The 21,015-nt window shown below is 39.0% G+C and carries 24 protein-coding genes; 14 read left to right on the plus strand and 10 right to left on the minus strand.

Annotated features, from left to right (window positions below):
• Positions 1-18: 18 nt before the first annotated feature.
• Positions 19-558, minus strand: coding sequence for a cytochrome b6-f complex iron-sulfur subunit (petC, locus tag AC5JMK_RS26015; RefSeq protein WP_096678308.1), 540 nt, complete (start codon positions 556-558; stop codon positions 19-21).
• Positions 559-784: 226 nt separating this feature from the next.
• On the opposite strand from petC, the gene AC5JMK_RS26020 reads away from it, so the two are divergent.
• Together AC5JMK_RS26020 and AC5JMK_RS26025 are read left to right on the plus strand one after the other, a co-directional pair.
• Positions 785-1,093, plus strand: coding sequence for a DUF3067 family protein (locus tag AC5JMK_RS26020; RefSeq protein ID WP_096678306.1), 309 nt, complete (start codon positions 785-787; stop codon positions 1,091-1,093).
• Positions 1,094-1,300: 207 nt separating this feature from the next.
• A complete protein-coding gene (locus AC5JMK_RS26025; RefSeq protein ID WP_495911308.1) occupies positions 1,301-1,765 on the plus strand; it encodes a GNAT family N-acetyltransferase in 465 nt (154 codons plus the stop codon).
• Between the two features lie 103 nt (positions 1,766-1,868).
• Here the strand turns inward: AC5JMK_RS26025 and AC5JMK_RS26030 are convergent, their stop codons facing one another.
• Positions 1,869-2,495 (minus strand): Uma2 family endonuclease, encoded by a 627-nt coding sequence (locus AC5JMK_RS26030; RefSeq protein ID WP_495911309.1) that lies wholly within the window; start codon positions 2,493-2,495, stop codon positions 1,869-1,871.
• Between the two features lie 210 nt (positions 2,496-2,705).
• On the opposite strand from AC5JMK_RS26030, the gene AC5JMK_RS26035 reads away from it, so the two are divergent.
• Both AC5JMK_RS26035 and AC5JMK_RS26040 read left to right on the plus strand, forming a co-directional pair.
• Entirely contained in the window at positions 2,706-3,245 is a 540-nt protein-coding gene (locus AC5JMK_RS26035) for a phosphate-starvation-inducible PsiE family protein (RefSeq protein ID WP_495911310.1), read from the plus strand.
• 191 nt (positions 3,246-3,436) lie between these two features.
• Complete coding sequence (locus AC5JMK_RS26040; RefSeq protein WP_096678298.1) at positions 3,437-3,679, plus strand: hypothetical protein; 243 nt, start codon at positions 3,437-3,439, stop codon at positions 3,677-3,679.
• Positions 3,680-4,477: 798 nt separating this feature from the next.
• Here the strand turns inward: AC5JMK_RS26040 and AC5JMK_RS26045 are convergent.
• Genes AC5JMK_RS26045 through ndhC form a run of 3 tightly spaced genes read right to left on the minus strand, consistent with a single transcriptional unit; the run spans position 4,478 to position 6,097 of the window.
• Positions 4,478-5,005 (minus strand): NAD(P)H-quinone oxidoreductase subunit J, encoded by a 528-nt coding sequence (locus AC5JMK_RS26045; RefSeq protein WP_096678294.1) that lies wholly within the window; start codon positions 5,003-5,005, stop codon positions 4,478-4,480.
• Positions 4,998-5,744 (minus strand): photosynthetic/respiratory NAD(P)H-quinone oxidoreductase subunit K, encoded by a 747-nt coding sequence (ndhK, locus tag AC5JMK_RS26050; protein ID WP_096678292.1) that lies wholly within the window; start codon positions 5,742-5,744, stop codon positions 4,998-5,000. Before ndhK ends, AC5JMK_RS26045 begins: the two co-directional genes overlap by 8 nt.
• On the minus strand, positions 5,735-6,097 hold the full coding sequence (gene ndhC / locus AC5JMK_RS26055) for a photosynthetic/respiratory NAD(P)H-quinone oxidoreductase subunit C (protein WP_096678290.1): 363 nt from the start codon (positions 6,095-6,097) through the stop codon (positions 5,735-5,737). The genes ndhK and ndhC overlap by 10 nt, the downstream gene beginning before the upstream one ends.
• 193 nt (positions 6,098-6,290) lie before the next feature.
• On the opposite strand from ndhC, the gene AC5JMK_RS26060 reads away from it, so the two are divergent.
• The 6 genes from AC5JMK_RS26060 (at position 6,291) to AC5JMK_RS26085 (ending at position 8,760) form a co-directional block, all read left to right on the plus strand.
• Positions 6,291-6,626, plus strand: coding sequence for a rubredoxin (locus AC5JMK_RS26060; protein ID WP_096678288.1), 336 nt, complete (start codon positions 6,291-6,293; stop codon positions 6,624-6,626).
• Between the two features lie 119 nt (positions 6,627-6,745).
• Complete coding sequence (locus AC5JMK_RS26065; RefSeq protein ID WP_096678286.1) at positions 6,746-7,756, plus strand: photosynthesis system II assembly factor Ycf48; 1,011 nt, start codon at positions 6,746-6,748, stop codon at positions 7,754-7,756.
• A 240-nt stretch (positions 7,757-7,996) separates the two neighbouring features.
• Positions 7,997-8,245 (plus strand): cytochrome b559 subunit alpha, encoded by a 249-nt coding sequence (gene psbE, locus AC5JMK_RS26070; protein WP_096678284.1) that lies wholly within the window; start codon positions 7,997-7,999, stop codon positions 8,243-8,245.
• 9 nt (positions 8,246-8,254) lie between these two features.
• Positions 8,255-8,386, plus strand: a complete 132-nt coding sequence (gene psbF, locus AC5JMK_RS26075) for a cytochrome b559 subunit beta (RefSeq protein ID WP_196797829.1) — start codon at positions 8,255-8,257, stop codon at positions 8,384-8,386.
• A 9-nt stretch (positions 8,387-8,395) separates the two neighbouring features.
• Complete coding sequence (gene psbL, locus AC5JMK_RS26080; RefSeq protein ID WP_495911311.1) at positions 8,396-8,515, plus strand: photosystem II reaction center protein PsbL; 120 nt, start codon at positions 8,396-8,398, stop codon at positions 8,513-8,515.
• Positions 8,516-8,640: 125 nt separating this feature from the next.
• The gene (locus AC5JMK_RS26085; protein ID WP_026720600.1) at positions 8,641-8,760 is read left to right on the plus strand and encodes a photosystem II reaction center protein J; all 120 of its coding nucleotides are present in this window, start codon (positions 8,641-8,643) and stop codon (positions 8,758-8,760) included.
• A 187-nt stretch (positions 8,761-8,947) separates the two neighbouring features.
• Here AC5JMK_RS26085 and AC5JMK_RS26090 read toward each other — a convergent pair whose 3' ends face one another.
• On the minus strand, positions 8,948-9,082 hold the full coding sequence (locus AC5JMK_RS26090; protein ID WP_096678280.1) for a photosystem I reaction center subunit VIII: 135 nt from the start codon (positions 9,080-9,082) through the stop codon (positions 8,948-8,950).
• A 179-nt stretch (positions 9,083-9,261) separates the two neighbouring features.
• Positions 9,262-11,562, minus strand: a complete 2,301-nt coding sequence (locus AC5JMK_RS26095; protein ID WP_495911312.1) for a hypothetical protein — start codon at positions 11,560-11,562, stop codon at positions 9,262-9,264.
• Between the two features lie 1,234 nt (positions 11,563-12,796).
• Here AC5JMK_RS26095 and AC5JMK_RS26100 point away from each other — a divergent pair.
• The 3 genes from AC5JMK_RS26100 to AC5JMK_RS26110 all read left to right on the plus strand — a co-directional run bounded on the left by AC5JMK_RS26100 (position 12,797) and on the right by AC5JMK_RS26110 (position 15,684).
• Positions 12,797-14,041, plus strand: coding sequence for an aminoglycoside phosphotransferase family protein (locus AC5JMK_RS26100; protein WP_495911313.1), 1,245 nt, complete (start codon positions 12,797-12,799; stop codon positions 14,039-14,041).
• A gap of 33 nt (positions 14,042-14,074) precedes the next feature.
• Positions 14,075-15,163, plus strand: a complete 1,089-nt coding sequence (locus AC5JMK_RS26105; protein ID WP_495911314.1) for a T3SS effector HopA1 family protein — start codon at positions 14,075-14,077, stop codon at positions 15,161-15,163.
• 74 nt (positions 15,164-15,237) lie between these two features.
• Entirely contained in the window at positions 15,238-15,684 is a 447-nt protein-coding gene (locus AC5JMK_RS26110; protein WP_096678273.1) for an acyl-CoA thioesterase, read from the plus strand.
• A 32-nt stretch (positions 15,685-15,716) separates the two neighbouring features.
• Here AC5JMK_RS26110 and AC5JMK_RS26115 read toward each other — a convergent pair whose 3' ends face one another.
• The 3 genes from AC5JMK_RS26115 to menA form a co-directional block, all read right to left on the minus strand.
• Complete coding sequence (locus AC5JMK_RS26115; protein ID WP_096679272.1) at positions 15,717-17,093, minus strand: 2-succinylbenzoate--CoA ligase; 1,377 nt, start codon at positions 17,091-17,093, stop codon at positions 15,717-15,719.
• Between the two features lie 45 nt (positions 17,094-17,138).
• Entirely contained in the window at positions 17,139-18,065 is a 927-nt protein-coding gene (locus AC5JMK_RS26120) for an o-succinylbenzoate synthase (RefSeq protein ID WP_495911315.1), read from the minus strand.
• 135 nt (positions 18,066-18,200) lie between these two features.
• Positions 18,201-19,109 (minus strand): 2-carboxy-1,4-naphthoquinone phytyltransferase, encoded by a 909-nt coding sequence (gene menA, locus AC5JMK_RS26125; protein ID WP_096678269.1) that lies wholly within the window; start codon positions 19,107-19,109, stop codon positions 18,201-18,203.
• Between the two features lie 302 nt (positions 19,110-19,411).
• On the opposite strand from menA, the gene AC5JMK_RS26130 reads away from it, so the two are divergent.
• Positions 19,412-20,827 (plus strand): isochorismate synthase, encoded by a 1,416-nt coding sequence (locus AC5JMK_RS26130; protein ID WP_495911316.1) that lies wholly within the window; start codon positions 19,412-19,414, stop codon positions 20,825-20,827.
• Positions 20,828-21,015 lie beyond the last annotated feature (188 nt).

Raw genomic sequence — 21,015 nt, forward strand, 5'->3', positions numbered from 1 at the left:
GGACAAATCACAAGACTTTTAGCTCCACCAAGGTTCTTCGCCTGTACGGAAGTCGGTTTCTGTCCAAGGGGTAAGGACTATTTTGTCATCTTGTGTAGAAGTGTGAGACAAAGCCAAAGAAAGTGGTGCAGGCCCGCGAACTACTTTACCGGTTGCATCATATTGAGAACCGTGACAAGGACACTTGAACTTGTTTTCAGCAGCGTTCCAAGGTACAACACAACCTAAGTGGGTACAAACAGCATTAATTCCGTAATCGGCGATCGCTTCTTTGTTTTCTACCACAATATAGGTGGGGTCGCCCTTTAGTCCCTGAACCAGAACGCGATCGCCCGCATTATGGCTTTCTAAAAAATTGCTGATACCGACATCGTTACCCAATTCATCTTTGGCTGTTGTACCACCACCAGCACCACCACTAGCAGGTGGAATGAAATACTTGACAACGGGAAACAATACCCCGGCGGCAACTCCTGTTACAGTTCCGAAAGTCAGAAGATTCATGAACTGACGGCGCCCCATATCGGGTACGTCCATTGATTCGGAAAATTGAGCCATAATCTACGCGTTCTAGGTGTATTTTGTAAACAATTTTGACTTGAGTTCTAATTATCCAGAAACTCTTGTCTATTTTTTGATGCTCATGCCCACAAAGACGCTAGTTTTCTTGTCAAGATATTTCTAGCATCTTGTTTTGTAGCATTACATTTCTTTATATTCCTATCATACTTGAGTAACTGAACTTAACATCATAACTAAATGTAAAATATAGTTGAGAATAACTATGACAGGACAACAATTACGTCAACTGCTGCTAGAAAAGTGGGGGCGCTCTTATGATGTTCAACTGCGCCGCACTCAAGGTAAAATATTTTTGCAAGTAATGTGGAAATATTTAGAACAAGCTTCATTTCCCCTCAATGAGGCTGAGTACCAAGAGCATTTGGAAAGTATTGCTAGCTATTTAAATTACTTAGGTGGCACAGCACAGGTACAACAATTTATTCAAGAAACACGGGAACGTCCACGACTCGGTAAAGCTGTTAGTATCCCTCTAGATTTAGGGGAAAGGTCAACGGAATGGTTAATCTAAATATTTTATGATTCTATAAATTAAAAAGTAACTTCTACGAATAATTATTTTTTGTATTTGTTTTTCAGCAATTATTGACACTTTTATTGCCTAATCAAAAGTTAAGGATTAATAATTTATGACTTATGAAAATCAATAACTACAAAATTATTGCTAATAACTAACAAACTCAATGCGAATTTAATTTGATTCGTGCCAAATGTAATCATGAAAAAAGATAATTTATCTTTACCGACTGGTTGTATTCTCCGCCAAGCAATTCAATCTGATACTTGGTCAATTCGGTGGTTGGTGCTATCAGCAAAACTTGACCCAACACAATTAATTTGGCAACAATTTTGGGTAATAGAATGTGACCAAAAAATAGTAGCTTGTGGACAACTACGTAATTTTTCTGACGCCCAAGAACTTGGTAGTTTAGTAGTTAAGCAAAACTGGCGCGATCGCAACTTGGGGAGTATTTTGACTCAGCATTTAATCCAAGCTGCAACTCAACCGCTATATTTGGAGTGCTTAGGTCAGCGCCTAGCAAATTTTTATTATAAATTTGGTTTTGTACCTATCGCTTTTGAAAATTTACCGCGATCGCTGCAACGCAAATTTCAATTATCTGAGTTAGGAAGAAAGCTAGGTGTTGTACCTGTTGTATTGATGCATTATCAAGATAGCTAATACAATAAGGCAAAAGTAAAAAGGCAAAAGTAAAAAGAAAGAATGCTTATTTTATAAGCTTTTCGAGTATTTGAAATGGTTGCTTTATTTCCGCCGACCTGTGCTAATTATATGTCCCCCCAATTTCAAAAATCTGTTGAGCAGTTACATTCAATTCTGGGAATGTTGTTGATACAATGCGCTCATCACCGCGAAACTGATTAATTTGATATTCACCTTCAACCAAAATGTAAACAGAGATAGTTGGTTGCTTAGGATTGCCAATAAACCGTCTCCCCCCTAAAGCTGCATAATCTACAACCCAGTATTCTGGAATTCCCACAGCTTCATAATCAGCCACTTTTTTGAGATAATCATCCCGCCAATTGGTGCTAACAACTTCAATCACCAGAGGAATAGATTCGGCTTGACTAACAGTAGATGCTTTTTTCCACAATGGTTCATTTACGAGGTTAGGACGATTTAAGATCACCACATCTGGCGAGTAAGCTGATTCGCTCTCACATGGCTTGACAAATGCTGTTTTAGGGATAAAGTAAGGCAGTTTTAAACGTTTATATTCTGTAACTATTTCTCCAATTAAAAATCCAATTACCTCTTCATGGTCGCCTGTAGGTGGTGGCATCTCAATAATAACTCCATCGTATAATTCATAGCGTCGCTGTGGGTTTTCTGGATACCAAGTAACAAATTCATCGAATGTAACTACTTTCCGTAAAGCTTGAGTCATGACTTAATTCCTCAACGCAAAAATTAGTATATGCCTGAAAGTATCTAAAGTATCAAAAACTAATCAAAATCTTCTTACACCTTTTTTTCTAAAAGCCAAAAAGCTTGCTTGGATGTTCTCCTCATCCTTAGTTCTGCCAAAATAAAAGTATTGGGTGAGCTGGCTTGGCTGGTGTGTCAACAGTTGTCTCAATACTAAAATGGAAAATTCATGAGAAAGCGCCCCAAAAGCCAATTTTTGTTTTGCGATCGCTGGTTTGATCGACACTGGATAGTCCGCAATATGGAAGCTTTCCAAGATTTGATTGTGGTTATCTTGTGTTTGAGCTTATTTAGCGTCATGCTGATGCAACTATGGTCGATATTTATGGCCCTTACACAACAACTGGATTATAAACTAGTGACTGCCAAAATATTATTTATCTTGATTTTGGTGGAATTATTTCGATTGCTGATGATTTACTTACAGGAACACAGTATTTCTGTAGGTGTAGCAGTTGAAGTCACAATTGTATCAGTTCTGCGAGAATTAGTTGTGCATGGAGCATTGGAAATTTCTTGGATTCAGGGAGCCTCAATTTGTGCCTTATTATTAATTCTTGGTGCATTGCTAATAGTGTGTGCCAAAACACCACATATGGATTGCATTAGTGCTAATACAAAATCTTGCCCAATTGTATATATAGAGAGTAATCAACAACAAAAAGAGCAAGAATTAGAGCGAACCGCGTCAATGCAAAAAAGGAGATAGGGAGGACATGGGGGACAACTAATCAGTTATCAGTTATCAGTGATCAGTTATCAAATTAAACTGATCACTGTTAACTGTTAACTGATTCATGTCCGATCCCCAATCTCTCTCCTTATACTCTTCTGGACAGATGAACACCTCTTTGAGGGCTAGTAGAAGTAAGTATAGAAAGCCTAAAGGAGGGTGAATCAATGACTCAAACTAGAGAAAGACAAGCTCAAAATCCTATTAGCGACCTAGAATACGACTTTTTGACTGTATTGCACAATAAAGGCGAAGCGATTAAAGCTTACGATACCTATATCCAAGATGCACAACAAGCTGGTTCTCAGCCTTGTGTAGAGTTATTCCAAAAATTGCGTCAGTCTGACATTGAGCAAGCACAAGAAATCCGCCACCATCTTCAGGAAGTCATGCAAAAAGGTAAGATGTAGGCTTAGTGGTTGAGGGCGATCGCTTCTTAATTTGTAGAGGAAAAAAGGGAGCGATCGCTATTTGCTTTGATTATCTGTTGCTTGTTGGACTTGCTCTACAGTTAAATCTAGAGCCTGGGCTATTTGTTCTACACTTAACCATAGTAGACCTCTTGCAAAAGTCGAATGAACCCCCCTCAATCCCCCCGTTCACGGGGGGAAGATTTAGTTCCCTCCCCGTAAACGCTTAGGGTTAGGGTGGGGTAAAAATATTTTTGCAAGAGGTCTAGTCAAAGAAAGTCTGCTTAAGCAGACTGGTTGATTTATTTGAGTCCTATAAAGACGACTTGTGCTGTTGGCTAAAAAATTAAATCCTTAGTGGTAGGTTGAAAAAATTGGAATGCTCCCATCAGAAATTCAGTCCACTTGAGTGGACTTTCGCTATTAGCCAAAAAATTTATTTCTTGGCGGGATATATGCTGAGTGTGAGACGCGAAATTACTCTGCGGGATCTAGGTTGTAAAAACAAGAAAATTTCCACTTGAAACGAGAAACTTCTCACTTGAAATGAGAAACTTCCCACTTGAAATGAGAAACTTCCCACTTGAAATGAGAAACTTCTCACTTAAAACGAGAAACTTCTCACTTAAAACGAGAAACTTCTCACCTGAAACGAGAAACTTCTCACCTGAAACGAGAAACTTCTCACTTAAAACTCCAACAAGCGATCGCACTCCGCTTCCCTGTGCGTTCCAAAAAACCACCCCCCTCTCCACTTACTGAGAGAAGGGGGTTAACACAATGAGGTGCTATTCACTACTAAAAAGCGTCTTGCAACTCGTAAAAATCAGGTGAAACGTAATCCTTACGTAAGGGCCAACCTACCCAATCTTCCGGCATTAAAATCCGCTTCAAGTTCGGGTGTCCTTCGTAAATAATCCCGAACATATCGTAAGATTCGCGCTCTTGCCAGTCAGCAGTTTTCCAAATCCAATAAACTGAAGGTACTCTCGGATTTTCACGTGGCAAGAAAACTTTGATACGTACTTCCTCTGGTTTATCAGCATTATCACTAACTTTGACCAAGTGATACATGCTGACTAATTCCTGTCCAGGGCCTAAATCAATCCCGCCCTGAATCTGGAGATAATTAAACCCGTAGGCATATAAAGCAGTACAAGTTGGTAGTAAAAAATCTGCCTCTACCTTAACTATCTCTACACCGTTAGCATCCGGTTGTAGAGGTTCATTGGCAAAGCCATTTTCCGTTAACCACTGGGAAACTTTACCTGCTGCTACATCCAGAGATTTTTCTTCTGCTGGTACTGGTTTCGATTCTTCAGCCACGGTTTACCTCCTCCTTCTTCTGGGTCAACAAAGCAGGTGGTATCGGCATACCGATCGCTTCACTCAATTCCTTCGGTGGTGCAACACGAGTGTCACTAAGCAAATACTCACCAGTGAGGATTTGTGGCACTGATTTCATGCTGTGAGTCGTACTGTAGTAGCGGTGGGTTTGCTTGATCACATCCCGCTCTTGGATAGAATCATTGGCAATTTTTTTGCGTAATTTAATAATCGCATCAATAATTGCTTCTGGGCGGGGCGGACAACCAGGTAAGTACACATCCACCGGAATCAGTTTATCGACTCCACGCACTGCTGAAGGAGAATCGACGCTGAACATCCCGCCAGTAATTGTACAAGCTCCCATCGCAATCACGTATTTTGGTTCTGGCATTTGTTCATAAAGACGCACCAATTGGGGAGCCATCTTCATCGTGATTGTTCCGGCTGTAATAATCAAATCAGCTTGTCGGGGACTAGAACGGGGGATAAGTCCAAAGCGATCGAAGTCAAAGCGAGAACCAATTAATGCTGCAAATTCAATAAAGCAGCAAGCTGTACCAAACAACAAAGGCCAAAGACTAGAAAGACGCGCCCAGTTGTAAAGGTCATCAACTGTGGTCAAAATGACGTTTTCCGACAGTTCATGAGTCACTGTCGAACGTCCAATGGGGTTGAGAATCCGGTCTGTTTGCTGCTGTTCTAAATCTTTGGCTGTTAAATTACCATCTAAGACCATTCCAAGGCTCCTTTGCGCCATGCATAAACTAGGGCAATTACAAGAATTGCGATAAAGATTAGCGCTTCAATGAATGCCAATAGACCTAAACGGTGGAAAGCAACTGCCCAAGGATATAAAAACACCGTCTCTACGTCAAATACCACGAAGACTAAGGCAAACATGTAATAGCGAATATTGAACTGAATCCAGGCTCCGCCAATGGGTTCCATACCGGATTCATAGGTGGTGCGCCGTTCTGGGCTGCGACTACTCGGTCGCAGCAGCTTAGATGCCGCAAGAGCTAAGGCAGGCACTAAGCTACAGATCATTAAGAAGCCTAGAAGGTACTCGTAACCGCTAAGGACAAACACAATCAATATCTACCGTTATGGGTGAAAATAACCGTTACTTTCTTTTACATTATATAGTTTAGGCATTTCTGAGTTTTGCAAAACAGACTCAGAGTTTTATTTGATTCGTTGTTGCTTGCTATAGAAAAACCTAACAATTATGTCATAATTTTTAACGTATATTTAAGCTTTGACCCTCACCCGTGCCACAGCCATGAGCGAACAAGCTGTTGAAAATTCGGTTTTAGACCGCTACGAGTGTCGCGCCTGCGGTTATGTCTACGAACCCACCAAAGGGGACGAAAAACATGACATTGCCCCAGACACACCCTTCGCAGAATTGCCGCTAACTTGGCGTTGTCCAGTTTGTAGCGCCAAGAAGAATGCTTTTGCCAATGTCGGCCCTGCGGGTAAGGCTTCTGGTTTTGAAGAAAATCTCGGTTATGGTTTCGGTGTCAACAATTTAACCCCTACTCAGAAGAGTATTCTGATTTTTGGGGCTTTGGCTCTTGGTGTCTTATTTTTCCTCAGTCTTTATGGCTTGCAATAGGACGCGCTCTTAGTCAGGGTTACAGCAGTTGCGACAACCAGGACAACCGTCCAAGCGCTGCTTTCCCTGACTCAGAAGCATAAACTGAATTAACAAAAAACTAATAAATACAAATTGTGATGAAAATTTGGCAAAAATTAATTGCTCTATTTGCAGTTGTTCTAGTATGTGTCGGTTGTAGTAAGGTTCCCTCTACAAGTTACAATCCTTGGGAAATAATTTCTGTAGGCACAGATGCCAAATTATTAGATCTTGCTTTTACTGGTAATCCTCAGCATGGTTTCTTGGTAGGCAGTGACGCTACTCTTTTAGAAACCAAAAATGGAGGTGAAACTTGGCAACCAATTAAACTGCAATTAGACGATCGCAAGTACCGCTTTAACTCTGTCAGTTTTACAGGTCAAGAAGGATGGATTGTTGGTGAACCTTCTTTGTTGCTGCACAGTACTGATGAGGGTAAATCATGGTTGCGAATTCCTCTGAGTGAAAAGTTACCTGGGAATCCAGTTAGTATTCTTGCCCAAGGAGGAAATTCAGCCGAAATGGCTACCGATGTGGGAGCAATTTACAAAACCACAGACGGCGGTCAAAATTGGAAAGCTCAAGTAGAAGAAGCAGTCGGTGTGGTGCGGAATTTGGAACGTTCCCCCGATGGGAAATATGTTGCTGTTTCTGCCAAGGGGAATTTCTACTCTACTTGGGAACCTGGTCAAAATGCATGGGTTCCTCATAATCGCAATAGTTCCCGACGTGTAGAAAACATGGGTTTTACCCAAAATGGACAGCTGTGGATGCTGGCGCGCGGAGGACAAATACAATTTAGCGAAACAGCTGATGCTGAAAAATGGCAAGAAGCACAAAATCCTGAACTAGCTACAAGCTGGGGATTGCTTGATATGGCTTATCGCACTCCAGAAGAAGTTTGGATCAGTGGTGGTAGCGGTAATTTGTTACGTAGTCCTGATGGTGGTCAAACTTGGGAAAAAGATCGCGATGTGGAAGGAATTCCTGCTAATTTATACAAAATAGTTTTCTTTTCACCTGAGCAGGGATTTGTAATTGGCGATCGCGGTTATTTATTAAAGTATCAACCAGATATTGCTGCTGTTGCCAAATCTGATGCCGCTTAATGTAACAAAAGTTTAAGAATTCATTGCTTATTTCTGAGAAAGAAGTTGCAAGATGTAACTCTTTCTTAACTTTGTAGGATAATGAATTCATGTAAAAAATCCGCATAGACACGAACCTAATCGGGCGAGTGTGTAGTAGTCCCGTCTGGGGACAAACATCCAGATGAGATGTAGTTTACTTGGGTAAAACCAAGAAATCTACGTATTAAAACATCTTTGAAAAGACAGGTAGGAATCTAAATGTCAGGAAGTACTGGAGAACGTCCGTTTTCGGATATTATTACCAGCGTTCGCTATTGGGTAATTCATAGCATTACCATTCCAGCATTGTTCATAGCAGGTTGGTTATTTGTCAGCACCGGTTTGGCATACGATGTGTTTGGCACACCTCGCCCCAACGAGTATTACACACAAGTACGGCAAGAATTGCCGATTGTGAATAACCGTTATGAAGCAAAACAACAAGTTGAACAATTTATTGAGAAGTAGTTTGCAATTATGAATTCTACCGATAATCAACCAATACAATACCCGATTTTTACCGTCAGATGGCTGGCAGTTCACACCCTAGCTGTGCCAACTGTCTTCTTTTTGGGCGCGATCGCCGCAATGCAATTTATTCAACGCTAGGAGGAAATAATGGAAAGAAGCCCCAATCCCAATAATCAACCGGTTGAACTTAACCGGACTTCACTGTTCCTGGGACTACTGCTAGTTTTTGTTCTAGGGATTCTATTTTCCAGTTACTTCTTTAATTAACTGGAATATTTTGCTACTTAATCAGTGAACAGTTATCTGAAAGTTATATAATTGATAACTGATAACTAATAACTGATAGCTGATAATTAATTTGTGTTGATTTTGCGTTTAGGGAGGAGAAAACAGTGTCTGGAAGTGGGAGAATTCCTTTGTGGATTGTTGCTACAATCGCAGGATTAGGTGTGATTACTGTTGTAGGTATTTTCTTCTATGGAGCCTACGCCGGAATGGGTTCTTCTGTCTAAAATTGACACGAACCTAATACTAAAAGCCGCAATTTTCTAGCAATTTGTTTAGAAACCATCATTAAAAAACCGCCCATCTCCAAGAGATAGGCGGTATTAATTTATTATTTAGTCATTTATCCTTTGTCAAAAGTTAATTAATTATAACCAGTGACTAATGACCAACAACCAATAACCAATAATCAATTTACACAATATCTTCGCGCTCAATGTAGATCATCAGAAACGAGAATACAACAATTGGCACAATCCAACCAATACTGTAAACGAGAATTGGAGACAAGAATGAAGCAGGATATGAAGCCAAAAGTGAAGTCACCATAGTAAAGATTCCTTTTAAAGAACAGTACAATTCAAAATGAGCTTACTGCAATTCTTCGCCTAAATTTGTAATTTCTAAAGATTTTTAACACAGAAAAGCTATTTGTAAATATATATTAAGAGTCATTTGTCATTTGTTATTTTTCCACACTCCAAGCACACGCCTGACACCCTCACGTTCTAAAGATCTAGCAGTTCATCTAGTTGCAGAGTTGGTAAGTCTTCTGGAATCACGTTTCTGATGAGAGTGGTTTTGTGGCTTTCGTGTTGGTTGGTTGTATCTACAGCGATCGCTTCTATACGAACTTCTAAACAACCAAGAGGAATATAAATTTGATCAATCACCTCTAATCCGGAAGCTGTGGGGAGGAAACTAGTGAGTAAACATGGCCCATCGAGTATACAGCGGGTTTGACAATCTTTAACCCATAGCTTAATAGCAACGTTAGGACGTACACAATCTAGCTGCACACGTACTTTCACAAACTTACCAGAGATTAGTTCGCCTTCTGGTACATATAATTGCGGAGTTGGTAATGCTTCAATCATTGTAGGAGCGATCGCAACAGGAATTTCTTCTTCGTGGTGTAATAAATCATCAACTTTTTCGTGATCATCAGTATCATCTACGACAATTTCTCTAGCTAACCAAGCTGGTGGTGTTTTGAATTGTCGGATACGAAATGGCGAAGGTGGAGGAGGAAGGGGGAGAGGAGAAGATGGGGGGAGTGGGAATTGTTCTGTGGTTTCCTGTTGTTCTGCTTTTTCTACTTCTGGGGTTTCAGCTTCAATTGGGGACAAAGTTTCTTGTTCGGATATCTCTTCGTGAGTGGTGACACAAAGATCGTAATCTTCATACTCTACATCGATAGGTTCGGGCAAAGTGTATCCATGACTGTACATCCACTTCCTAATCAGAGGCGACATGTTGGAAGTCTCTACTGTTAACAATTCAGAATGGCGTTGCACAACTACTGCTACAGAGTCGTTCAAAGAATTATCGGGAGTTGTTGCTAATTGAGGTGTATCTTTTACAACTCCAGTGCTATGGCTGTGATCAGATTCTTCTAGCAAACGCGATTCTGATGTTTCTGGTGCAAGATCGCCTGGTAAGTTTTTGATTCGTCTCAAGAATGGAAAAGTACTGTCCCTTTTTGCTCTACGCTTGACAATGGCAAAAGAAATTTCTTTAGATAAAGGCTGCACCTGTGTTGGAGTAGCAGAAGCAAGAACAATCGCACTGGTATCCATTGTTGCCATTTTCTCAGCCTTCACAGAATCTTTGGTTTTTAAAGACTCTTTTTGGGTTGGGGGTTCGCAAACAGCAACAGGAGTCTGCTTTTGAGGAAACTTAGGCAGTTGTGGCGAACGAAAATTAGCTGATTTATGAGAACGTGTAATTAATGGTGGCAGAATATCGGGAGTCGGTTCAGTAAATGATAACTGAGCTATTTTTTGAGATTTAACAATATTAAAAAGCTCTAGATCCAGCTTGACAGATGGTTCTGGCGTTATTTTAGTTTGTGGTGTTGTTGCTGGTTCTAGTTCAGTTGCTGTTGCTGGTGTACTAGTTGCGAGTAATTGCGTAATATCGGCTGTGATTGTAAAAGATTGGCTAGCTAACAGTGTAGTTTCACTATTAGGGGCGAGTATGCCATACAAACTAATCTCACCCAAAATAAGTTTTAATTCACAATCAGCAGGAATTTCAATTGAAGATTTGATCGAAAAGGGTAGTAGCTTTTCTAGTAATGTTTGGCGTGTTTGGGCTAATATTTCTAAACTTTGAGGCGATCGCAATTCAAGGCGTAGTTCTCCAGTTAACAACTTTTGCAGAGTCCAGGTTTCTGGCGACTCCACACACCCATCAATACTGAGAATTTGCCCCCAACTAGCGATATAGTTTTCTTGTTCTAAACTCAGCAGCAGTGGTAGTTCTGGAATAAGTGGAGGTGAGTCCTCTATAATTTCATCTTCTGCTACAGGATCGCAAGCAGGTAAAACTAACTCTACTAAATGTTGTAATATCTGCTCTGCTGTCTGACCTTGTAACCAAACTGGGCTGACAGGCTGATTAATAATTGCATCTTCTTTCTCAGTGGAGGGCAAGACTTGCAATTGTATACTATATTGCCAAGGCTGACCAAAAAGATTTGACATTAAATCGCCAGAACATTGTAACTCCCAAAGTCCAGGCTGGAGATAAGTAAAAGGCATTACCGCCATTAAGCCTTCAGCATTTGTCCGACGCGATCGCTTTTGAACACGGCGCTTTGGTGGAATTTCTAAACTTGAGTAGTGAGTCACCCGCACTTCCACATCAACATTGGTAAGATTGGATCGAGCCACAACTCTATACTTACCTTCCAAAATTTTCACGTTTGGCGATTCTAGGGAATCCCACGAGCGATCGCCCTGTTTCTGTATGAGAAATTGCCAGTGTTCCATTGTCACATCTGCCGAGAACCCAGAGCTACGCATGTCATCATAGCTTTAGTTTGTCTGTCAGTTTACACGATTACAAGCAGAAAGCCTATGTGTTTTTGACAAAAACGGGGGGATAAGGGGGACAAGGGAGAATTATTTCACAAATCTCTTTCCTAATGACTAAGTAAATCGGTGGGAATAAACATAACTGAGTTACGAAAAGTAAACATGCCTAAAAGCCTTACCAATAACCAATGACATAGACGCGCCTTCTTCGGCTTCAAGGTAGAGTATGACAAATAACGATCCCAAGTAGTTAGCTTTATTTGTGCCGACTTACTTAATACCCTAATACCCCCCCATATCCCCGTAGAACTTGCATAGATTGAGTAATTACTACACTACTGAAAATCCCCGACTTCGCAGGAGTTGTCGGGGATCTAGGCTTTGCGATTCTCACAAATCATCTAGAATTGCTGTATAAAAACTGCTTAATGAACAGCTATTTACATTATTCAGTTATTTATTATTTCTTCTGGCTGTTTATTGAGGTTATTAAAAAATGTTTTTGAACATGAAAAGTAGTCAAAATAAATGTTGATTTATGCAAAAATAATGTAAGGTTAAGATAAGTATATATTCAACACTTCGCGACTTTTAGCTATCATCTTTATAAAAACATTGAATATTATCCGGTAAATACGCAGGTTTTTTTGCGCTTGCGAATGCTAGTTTAAAGAAGTTTCAGTCTATGTCTATTGATAGATACTTCAAAATATAACCATTAAACCTAGTACAGGATGGCATTAATAAACTCACATCTTGAAGTAGAGCAAGAGCTTATAAAAAAGGTTTTTGGCTTTTTTTGAAATGCGATCTTTATCATGTATGTAATCACTTTTGATTATTTAGGTAAAGTTATTAGCCTGATTATATAAGTTTATGGGAGTGGACATTTAGTTAATGAAATTTCAAAAGAGAACTTCTAAACATATATGTTATGTAGAGTCTTGATTGATGAATGAAAAATTATCAAGAGGCAGCTAATATCAATTAAACATCATCAAAACTTTTAAATATTTAAATTTTTCACGAAGTAAAATTTAAAGGTAAGTAAAGGCTGCATTGCCATTTTGGCAAGTTTTTGTTGACAATATAGGATATTAGTAGATTGTAACAAGCAATATTCTTACTCACGGGTTTTTACTACTTAGCTAATACTACTTACACTAAGCTAATAACAAGATAGCTAATTCTCTAAGCAGTTTTACGAGTTAGGAAATAATATATGGTATTTTCACTGTATTCTCCAAATCACCATCTCATCGAGCATTTGCAAAACGTAGGACTGTGTAGTTCTGAGGATGGAGTTGTTGCGGATTCTGAGCTAGTAGAAAGTAGCAATAAAAATATAAACTTATTGATAAATTTGGGAAGCGATCGCAAATTATTAGTGAAGCAGGAACGTCACATAGAACATGATGGCATTCCCCAAGAATTATTTAATGAATGGTTATTTCATCAGTTATTGCAGCAGTTTCCAGTGTTAGGAAATATTGCGGAGATCGGATCACTACTGCTGCATTTTGATGAAGAGGAATCTATACTTGTTCGCAACTATCTTACGGAATATTTTGAATTAGGTAATTTCTATCAACAAAACGATATTTATCCCTTGGAAATAGCTAGCGCCATCGGTGCAAGCTTAGGTGTACTGCATCGTGCCACGTTTAATCAACGTGAGTATCGTGATTTTATGGCAACTGCTCCCCAAGGGCAATTTCGCTATCAGTTTTACAATCCCGCTCAAGGAATAGAGTCATTTAGTTCGGAGATTTTTGGTAATGTTCCGACTGATGCACTCAAGTTTTATCTTCTTTATCAACGTTATGAAAGCTTAGAATCAGCGATCGCAGAGTTAGCATCTTTATGGCAACCTTGCTGTTTAACTCACAACGATCTCAAACTAGAAAATATTTTAGTGCATTCTCGATGGGAACAACTAGATAACTGCTTGATTCGTATGATTGACTGGAAAACTTGTAGTTGGGGAGATCCCACCTTTGATTTAGGAACCTTAGTAGCAAGCTATTTGAAAATTTGGTTAGAAAGCTTGGTGGTAGATCCATCCATCGAATTAGAAGAATCTCTAGAATTAGCCGCAACACCACTAGAACTTCTTCACCCCTCTATAGTTGCTTTGATTCAAGCTTATCTTGATGCATTCCCTAGCATTTTGGACTACCATTGCGACTTCATCCAACGAGTAGTACAGTTTGCTGGTTTAGTACTAATTCATCAGTTACAAGCGACTATTCAAGATCGTAAATATTTTGATAACAGTAGCATTGCAACCTTACAAGTTGCCAAAAGTCTACTTACAAGACCACAAGAATCTATCATGACAGTTTTTGGAATCTCTGAATCAGAAATTACCAAATCTTTTGTGAAATCTAGCAAACATCCTCAGATGGAAAACGAACAGAATTTAGTCCGACTTTACTACAGTAAAACCCGTTTGCGTGGGTGTTGATCACAAAAAAGGTAAATGGGGAGATTCAAAGTCATGATAGATTGTTCTGACCAGCATTTGCTAAATTCTTTACTCGATATTGCTGCCAATATTCAAATCGAGTCTAATTTTTGCATTTACCATCCAAATTATCAATCTTTTGCTTTGCCGAGTCAGCTAGCACAAAGATTTCAAAAAAATTCTCAAGCAATACAGCAAAAATATCTCATTTTATTAGTCAGAAATTTTATCTATGGTATTTATTACAATGGTTCGTTACAAAGTGTTTTAGCAGTGAATGCTGAACCAAACAAGTTTTTACCCCACAAAAACTTAGAAAATAATTCCGTTTTGGGGATTGATTGGCAATTGTATGACCAATTACACTCTAGCAATCACGGTACTGGGTATTATGACTCTGGTTGGCAGGTGTTGCGACGCGAACCAGATGGCAGTTTAGCCGTAAGTAAAGGCGGTTTGACATTACATGTTGAAAGTGAAAGCCATGTAGAACAAATGATGCGATCGCTCAGGGTTGGCGATTTTATCAATATTTGGATGCCAAAAAATCGATTGCAAAATGGTTGCTACATTGCAGTTAGTAATATTGCCCAAAAGCTAAGTGAAAACCCTGATAGTGATTTAGGAGAAGGACGGATTTATTTTAATTTAACTCCAGTGGGGGCGATCGCTCTGATGGAAAGCTTGACATTGCAACTCAATGCTGCTGGTATTGCCTTTAGCTTCCAAGTACCGTATAATCCCTCTGCCTATAAATGTTTTGACTCAGGGGTTCTTTACTTTGAACGCCACAACTATTGGGTAGTGCGAGAAGTTCTGCAAACTGTGTATAAACAACACAGATCTCATTTTCATTCAGAAATTCCCTTATTTACAAAGTATTTAGCACCTGGGCTAAGTTTAGCTGAAGAACCAGCTCAAAAATTTGTTGTTCAAGAAAGTTTTGGCATGAACCGTTGCCAAATTGTCGCTAATGCTTTGTTAGAAGCTTGGCAAAAAGGACAAAATTCTACCCAACAAAAAATACAAACCATCTACCAACATTTCGCGCGTTTTGGAATAGATTTACAGCGTCCCTACCTTAATCCTAGTTCTGAAGATGTATATCATCCTTTAGTTTAATTAAGTACGGGTTTTAGTCTACTGAGCGTGGAGTTAAGCTATTAGCCAGAGAATACGATTTTGGTTGCTACAAAATGTCTTTTACCTATCATCGCACCGTTCGCTTTCAAAATACTGATGCTGCTGGGGTAGTTTACTTTGCTAATGTTTTAAGTATTTGCCATGAAGCTTATGAAGAATCTTTAGAAATATCTGGTATAAATATTAAGGAGTTTTTTAGTAACCCATCGGTAGCTTATCCTATTGTTCATGCTAATGTAGATTTTTTTCGCCCCATATTTTGTGGTGATAAATTAGTTATTACTTCAATACCACAAAAACTGAGTCTTGAAAAATTTGAAATCAATTACGAAATTTTAGTAGCAGATGTAATGGTAGCTAAGGCATTTACGAGGCATGTTTGTATTGATACCACTAGCAGACAAAAAACAGATTTACCTCAGCAGATGATTGAATGGTTGGAAGTGAACGCATCAGAAGCGCAAAAAGCAGAGAGAAGAAAATCGAGAGAGGTGATTTGAAAACTCAAGAATCAAAAGTTAATTTATAAACTTTATTTTTCTGAGTTGTTTAGATTTTCTAAAGCGATTTCCTGTAATTGGTGTCGATTAATTTTTCCCTGAGAATTGCGGGGTAATTTTTCCACAGCGAGCCAGTGTTTGGGTAGTTTAAATTTGCTAAGTTTATCTCTGAGTAAATTTTGAATTTCTACTACAGAATGATTTGAGTTTTTCGGAACATAAATAGCTGTAACTGCTTGTCCCCAATATTGATCCGGTATACCCACGACGCAAACATCATTTACCATTGCAGTTGCTTTAATTGCTGATTCTATTTCTGTAGGGTAGACGTTTTCTCCGCCAGTGATGATTTTGTCACTCTTACGCCCGACTATATTTAAATAACCTTCGTTGTCTATAAAGCCTACATCATCTGTGAGGAAATTAGAGGCTATAGTTTGGAGGTTAGAAATTAAGGGATAATAACCAAGGGCTAAAGATTCTGCTTGAATGATAATATTTCCTGTTTGATTATTTTTTAAATATTCGCCTTTTTCGTTGCTAATTATAATTTTAGCATGAGGAAGAGTTTGACCACTATTAACTTTTCTTTTGATAAAATCATCTGGTTTGAGTGTGGCAATTTGAGAAGCCGTTTCTGTCATACCATATGTCGGGGCTAATTTAATTTGATAATATCTTGCTTTTTCTAAAATTTCATCCCAAGCTGGCGCACCTCCTAAAAGAACTGTTTGGAATTGGGATAGCCATGCTGTTAAATTTGAGTTTTGCAAAAGACTTTGTAGCTGAGTTGGTACTAAAGATATAAAAAAATCTGCTGCTACAAGTTGATCTAATTGCCGAGATTCTAATTCTTTAAAAGGTGAAATTACCAATTCTCCACCAGTGGTAAAACAACGCATAAATTGCATAAAACCACTGACATGATATAAAGGCAATACACAAAATGAATTGACTGTTTGTAGTTGAAAATATTCTGTAAATCCACGTACTGAAGCTGTGAGAGTTTCCCAGGTGTGTACAGCAAATTTGATATTGCCAGATGAACCGCCAGTGGGAATCATGATATATGGGTAATTGGTAATTGGTAATTGGTAATTGCTTTTGTTATTATGGATGATCAATTCGTTATGACTTGCTCCCCAAATAATATCTGGTTGTACGACATCAAACACTTGTTGCCATTCCTGTTTTGCCCAGTTAGGATTACAAAGAAAAACAGGACATTTAGCAGTATAAGCAGCAATAAAACCTGCTAAAAATCGTACGGGTTCGCGTTCAGCTAAAATGACCTTTGGTGTTGTTTGGCAGTCAAATAATTTTATTAATTCTGAATAAAATTGTTCAGTTAATTGTGCCAATTTATCACTGCGATCGCACACTAAACTAAAACTTTTTAATCTCTCCATTTCTGGTTGTTTGTCATTGGTCATTGGTCATTGGTTATTAGTTTTTCACCGTGTCCCCGATTCCTCATCTTCAGCAAAATAATGGTTAATACCAAAACCCATTGCCCGATTATGTCTTGATAATTCTACTGCTATTTGAAGGGCTGCTTTTCTGCCAATAGAAGTTTCAAACACAGATGAAAACACTGCATCGATTTCATGCTGTTGACAAAACTGACGCAGCTGGGATGGAGAACCGATGATTGCTGGTTTAATGACAAAAATTCCTCGCCATCCTTGTTGAAAGCAGTATTCTAGCTGTGGAAGTGTGGCGACAGATTCATCTAAAGCGATCGCTGTTTTGTAGCATTTACTCAACTCCAGTATTTGCAAAAATTGATCTACAGATAAAGGTTGTTCCAAAAATTCAATATTAGTATTCAAGCGATCGCAACTCTCTAACCACAACTTTGCTTCCTCTTCCTTCAATCCACCATTCGCATCTAATCGCAGTTTTGCAGAGGTTGGTAAGCTTTGGGTGAGTAAATCTAAAATTTTTAGTTCAACAGGCGTAGGATAAACACCGATTTTCCATTTGAAAGTGGAGTACCCTTGTTGCCACAAATTTTCCCACGCTTGTAGTGCTGCTTCTCCTGTGGGTAGTAAGGCGCTATGGGTAAGGGAAGTGCTGGGAGTGGGTGGAGAAAAAAGTGCTGATTCAAATCCAAACTGACAAGCGGGTAACTGATCAGGGATGGAAAAAATAGTTTCCTCTGTAATTTCCTTTGGTAGCTGGCGACAAAAATCCCAGGCTTGTGCTAGGGTTTCGGAACCAAACCAGCTAATCGGCGCTATTTCTCCCCAACCTATTTTGTTGGTTTCATCTGTGAGGCGAAGAATAATACCTTCACGAATCTCCCAAATACCGTGACTCGTAGCAATTCCGCGCACAAATTTTCGCTGGTAAGGACGAAATTCAAATTTATAATTCACTATTTCTAGATCAAAATCAATTTTTCAAGGTCGTCATTGGTCATTTGTCATTCGAGAGTAATCCAAAATCTAAAATCGAATGACCAATGACTAAGGACTATAACCACGAACTGGCTTAAAACTCAAATCCCCTGGTCAAAACATAAATCCCACACCAAACAGCAAACAACACCAAAAATGCACGGCGACGGCGATGAATTTACAGTTACTAACTTTTTCTGGGTTACTGTGATTTTGCTGAACGTGACGAGATAATTTGATTGCGAAGGGTAAACTCACCCAACTTAGCAATGTCCATACAGGGAAAATTCCTCCCAAAACAAATAGTAAGGTGAGGACATAAATACTAGCAGTAAAGCAACTCAGAAGTTGTGCGCCTCTTTTGGTTCCCAAACGCACAATAGGCGATCGCTTCCCTGCTGCTAAATCGTCTGTAACCTGGTGAAAGTGCGAACAATACAAAATTAAAGTTGTGGCAATACCAACAATCATTGAGGCTGCTAAGTTTTGTATTGACCAGCTTTGAGTTTGACTGTAATATACTGCCGACATGCCAATTGGCCCAAAGGCAAAAAAGCAGAGGATTTCACCTAAACCTTGGTATCCTAAACGAAAGGGAGGCCCTTGGTAAACGTAGCCCAAAGCACAGCAAACCAAAATTAATCCAATTACAGTCCAGTCACGTTGCCACCAAGCGATCGCCAGTATCCCCACCAAACCTAAACATAAAAATAGATTTCCTAACCAAAATATTAATAGTTTGTTACCTGTTAAACTCACCAGAGAATGATGTTTATTTTGATCAATTCCTGTCTCAGAATCAAAAACATCATTGCTGAGGTTTTCCCATGCCAAAATTAAAATTGCCGCAGCTAAGAAAACACCAAATACGACCCAATTCAAAATATTCGTTTCCGCAAACGCTACAGCCGTTCCTACCCAGATAGGCATAATAGCAACGCTATACATCGGCGGTTTTATTGCCGCCATCCATAGCTTATTTTTGGCATGATTTTTGGGATATGAAATTAGATTTGTAGTCATCAGCCGCAATTAATTATATTGTTAGGACTTTCTTATGCCCAAAACTTATGGTTTCTTATCCAAACCATATGCAGATAACATCATCAAGAAATCTTTTTCTACGTTTGAAATTAATTTCTTGCTATTAGTCACAACATGCAGCGCAAATCTAGGCAAGACCACATATGGTATTGCAAAACCATAATTTGGCAGAGCCAACACGCTGGTGAAACAGCGACTGTTTATGTTACCTGTAGAAATACGACCATGATTTATCACTGTTTAGGAAGATTACTTCAAAAAAATTTACTATTTTTAGATCCATGACAGTTTCACCATGTGCCGCCGACTTTTTTGTATATAATAGGGAACTACACCAATTTCTTTTTGCTGTTCAGCGCAAGAGTATAAAAAATAATTCCACTCAAATAGCCAGTATTGCCCTAGAAATTAACTTGGTTGACCCCTTGGTAGTACTTGATAAACTGGCACAACCACATCAACTAAATTTTTATTGGGAAAACGAGGGTAAAAAAGAAGCGATCGCTGCAATTGATGCTGTAGCAAAATTACAAATGCAGGGAAAAGAAAGATTTATAAAATCTGAAGCATTTATCAAATATTGTTTAAAAAATATAGTTAATTTTGGCGATACAGAAAGATATTTTTCCAAACCACTATTTTTTTGTGGTTTTAGTTTTTTTGATCGAAAACAGCAAGAAAATTATCCATTTCCAGCAGCTACAATTTTTCTTCCTCGTTGGCAAATAGCTGTCAAAGACGAATGTTGTATCTTAGTTGCTAATTTTATCATTAATGCAGAAGTAAATATTGAAAGAATCTTGCAAAATTTGGGGAGAAAAATTGAAATCATCAACTCTTCAACATTTTATTCTCCTCATCAGGATTTTCAAGAGCCAAAATTTAGTAAAAAATCTGTAGCTAATCCAGAAAAATTCAAACGTTCGGTGTTGTCGGCCCTAGAAACAATTCAATCTACCCATGTCAGTAAAATTGTGCTAGCAGATGCACTAGATGTTAGATCCAATACCACATTTAATTTGTTTAATTCTTTACACAACTTGCGGCAGCTACATCCAAATTGTTATGTTTTCTCTACAAGCAACGGCAAAGGACAAAACTTTATTGGTGCAAGTCCAGAACGTTTAATTAGTATTCACAACCAACAATTAATTACCGATGCTTTAGCAGGTAGTGCAGCAAGAGGCGAAACACCTGCTGAAGATGCTACCAATGCCGATCGCTTACTCAATAGTGAAAAAGAAAGACACGAACATTCCCTAGTAATTGATTTTATTACTCAACGTCTCTCGCAACTAGGTTTATTACCGCAAATATTACCACCCCGATTGCGACAATTATCTAATATTCAGCATCTATGGACACCGATTAGCGCGATCGTTCCCGATGAAGTGCATCCTTTAAAAATAGTTTCCCAACTACATCCCACACCAGCAGTTGCTGGTACTGCACCAGATGCAGCCTGTGTCGAAATTCGCCGTTACGAAAGCTTTGAGAGAGGTTTATACGCTGCACCCTTGGGATGGGTAGACGCAGATGGTAACTGTGAGTTTATTGTTGGAATTCGTTCCGCACTTATAGATGGCGATCGCGCCAGACTTTATGCTGGTGCTGGTATCGTTGCAGGTTCCGATCCTGAAAAAGAACTCGCAGAAATTCAACTCAAGCTTCAGGCCTTGCTCAAAGCATTAGTTTAGAGCATAGATAAGTAAACCTGATTACTAAAATCAGAAAAGCTGAATGTACATCTCTTGCTTTTGTAACTAAATGTAAAGTAGTATTAAAAACAAGCAAGACAACTTGCTAACACAACATACATAATTCATTCACAGCAATCATAAGAACAATGACAGCAACTTTACAAAGACGCGAAAGCGCCAACGTA

This window comes from Pelatocladus sp. (assembly GCF_059505505.1).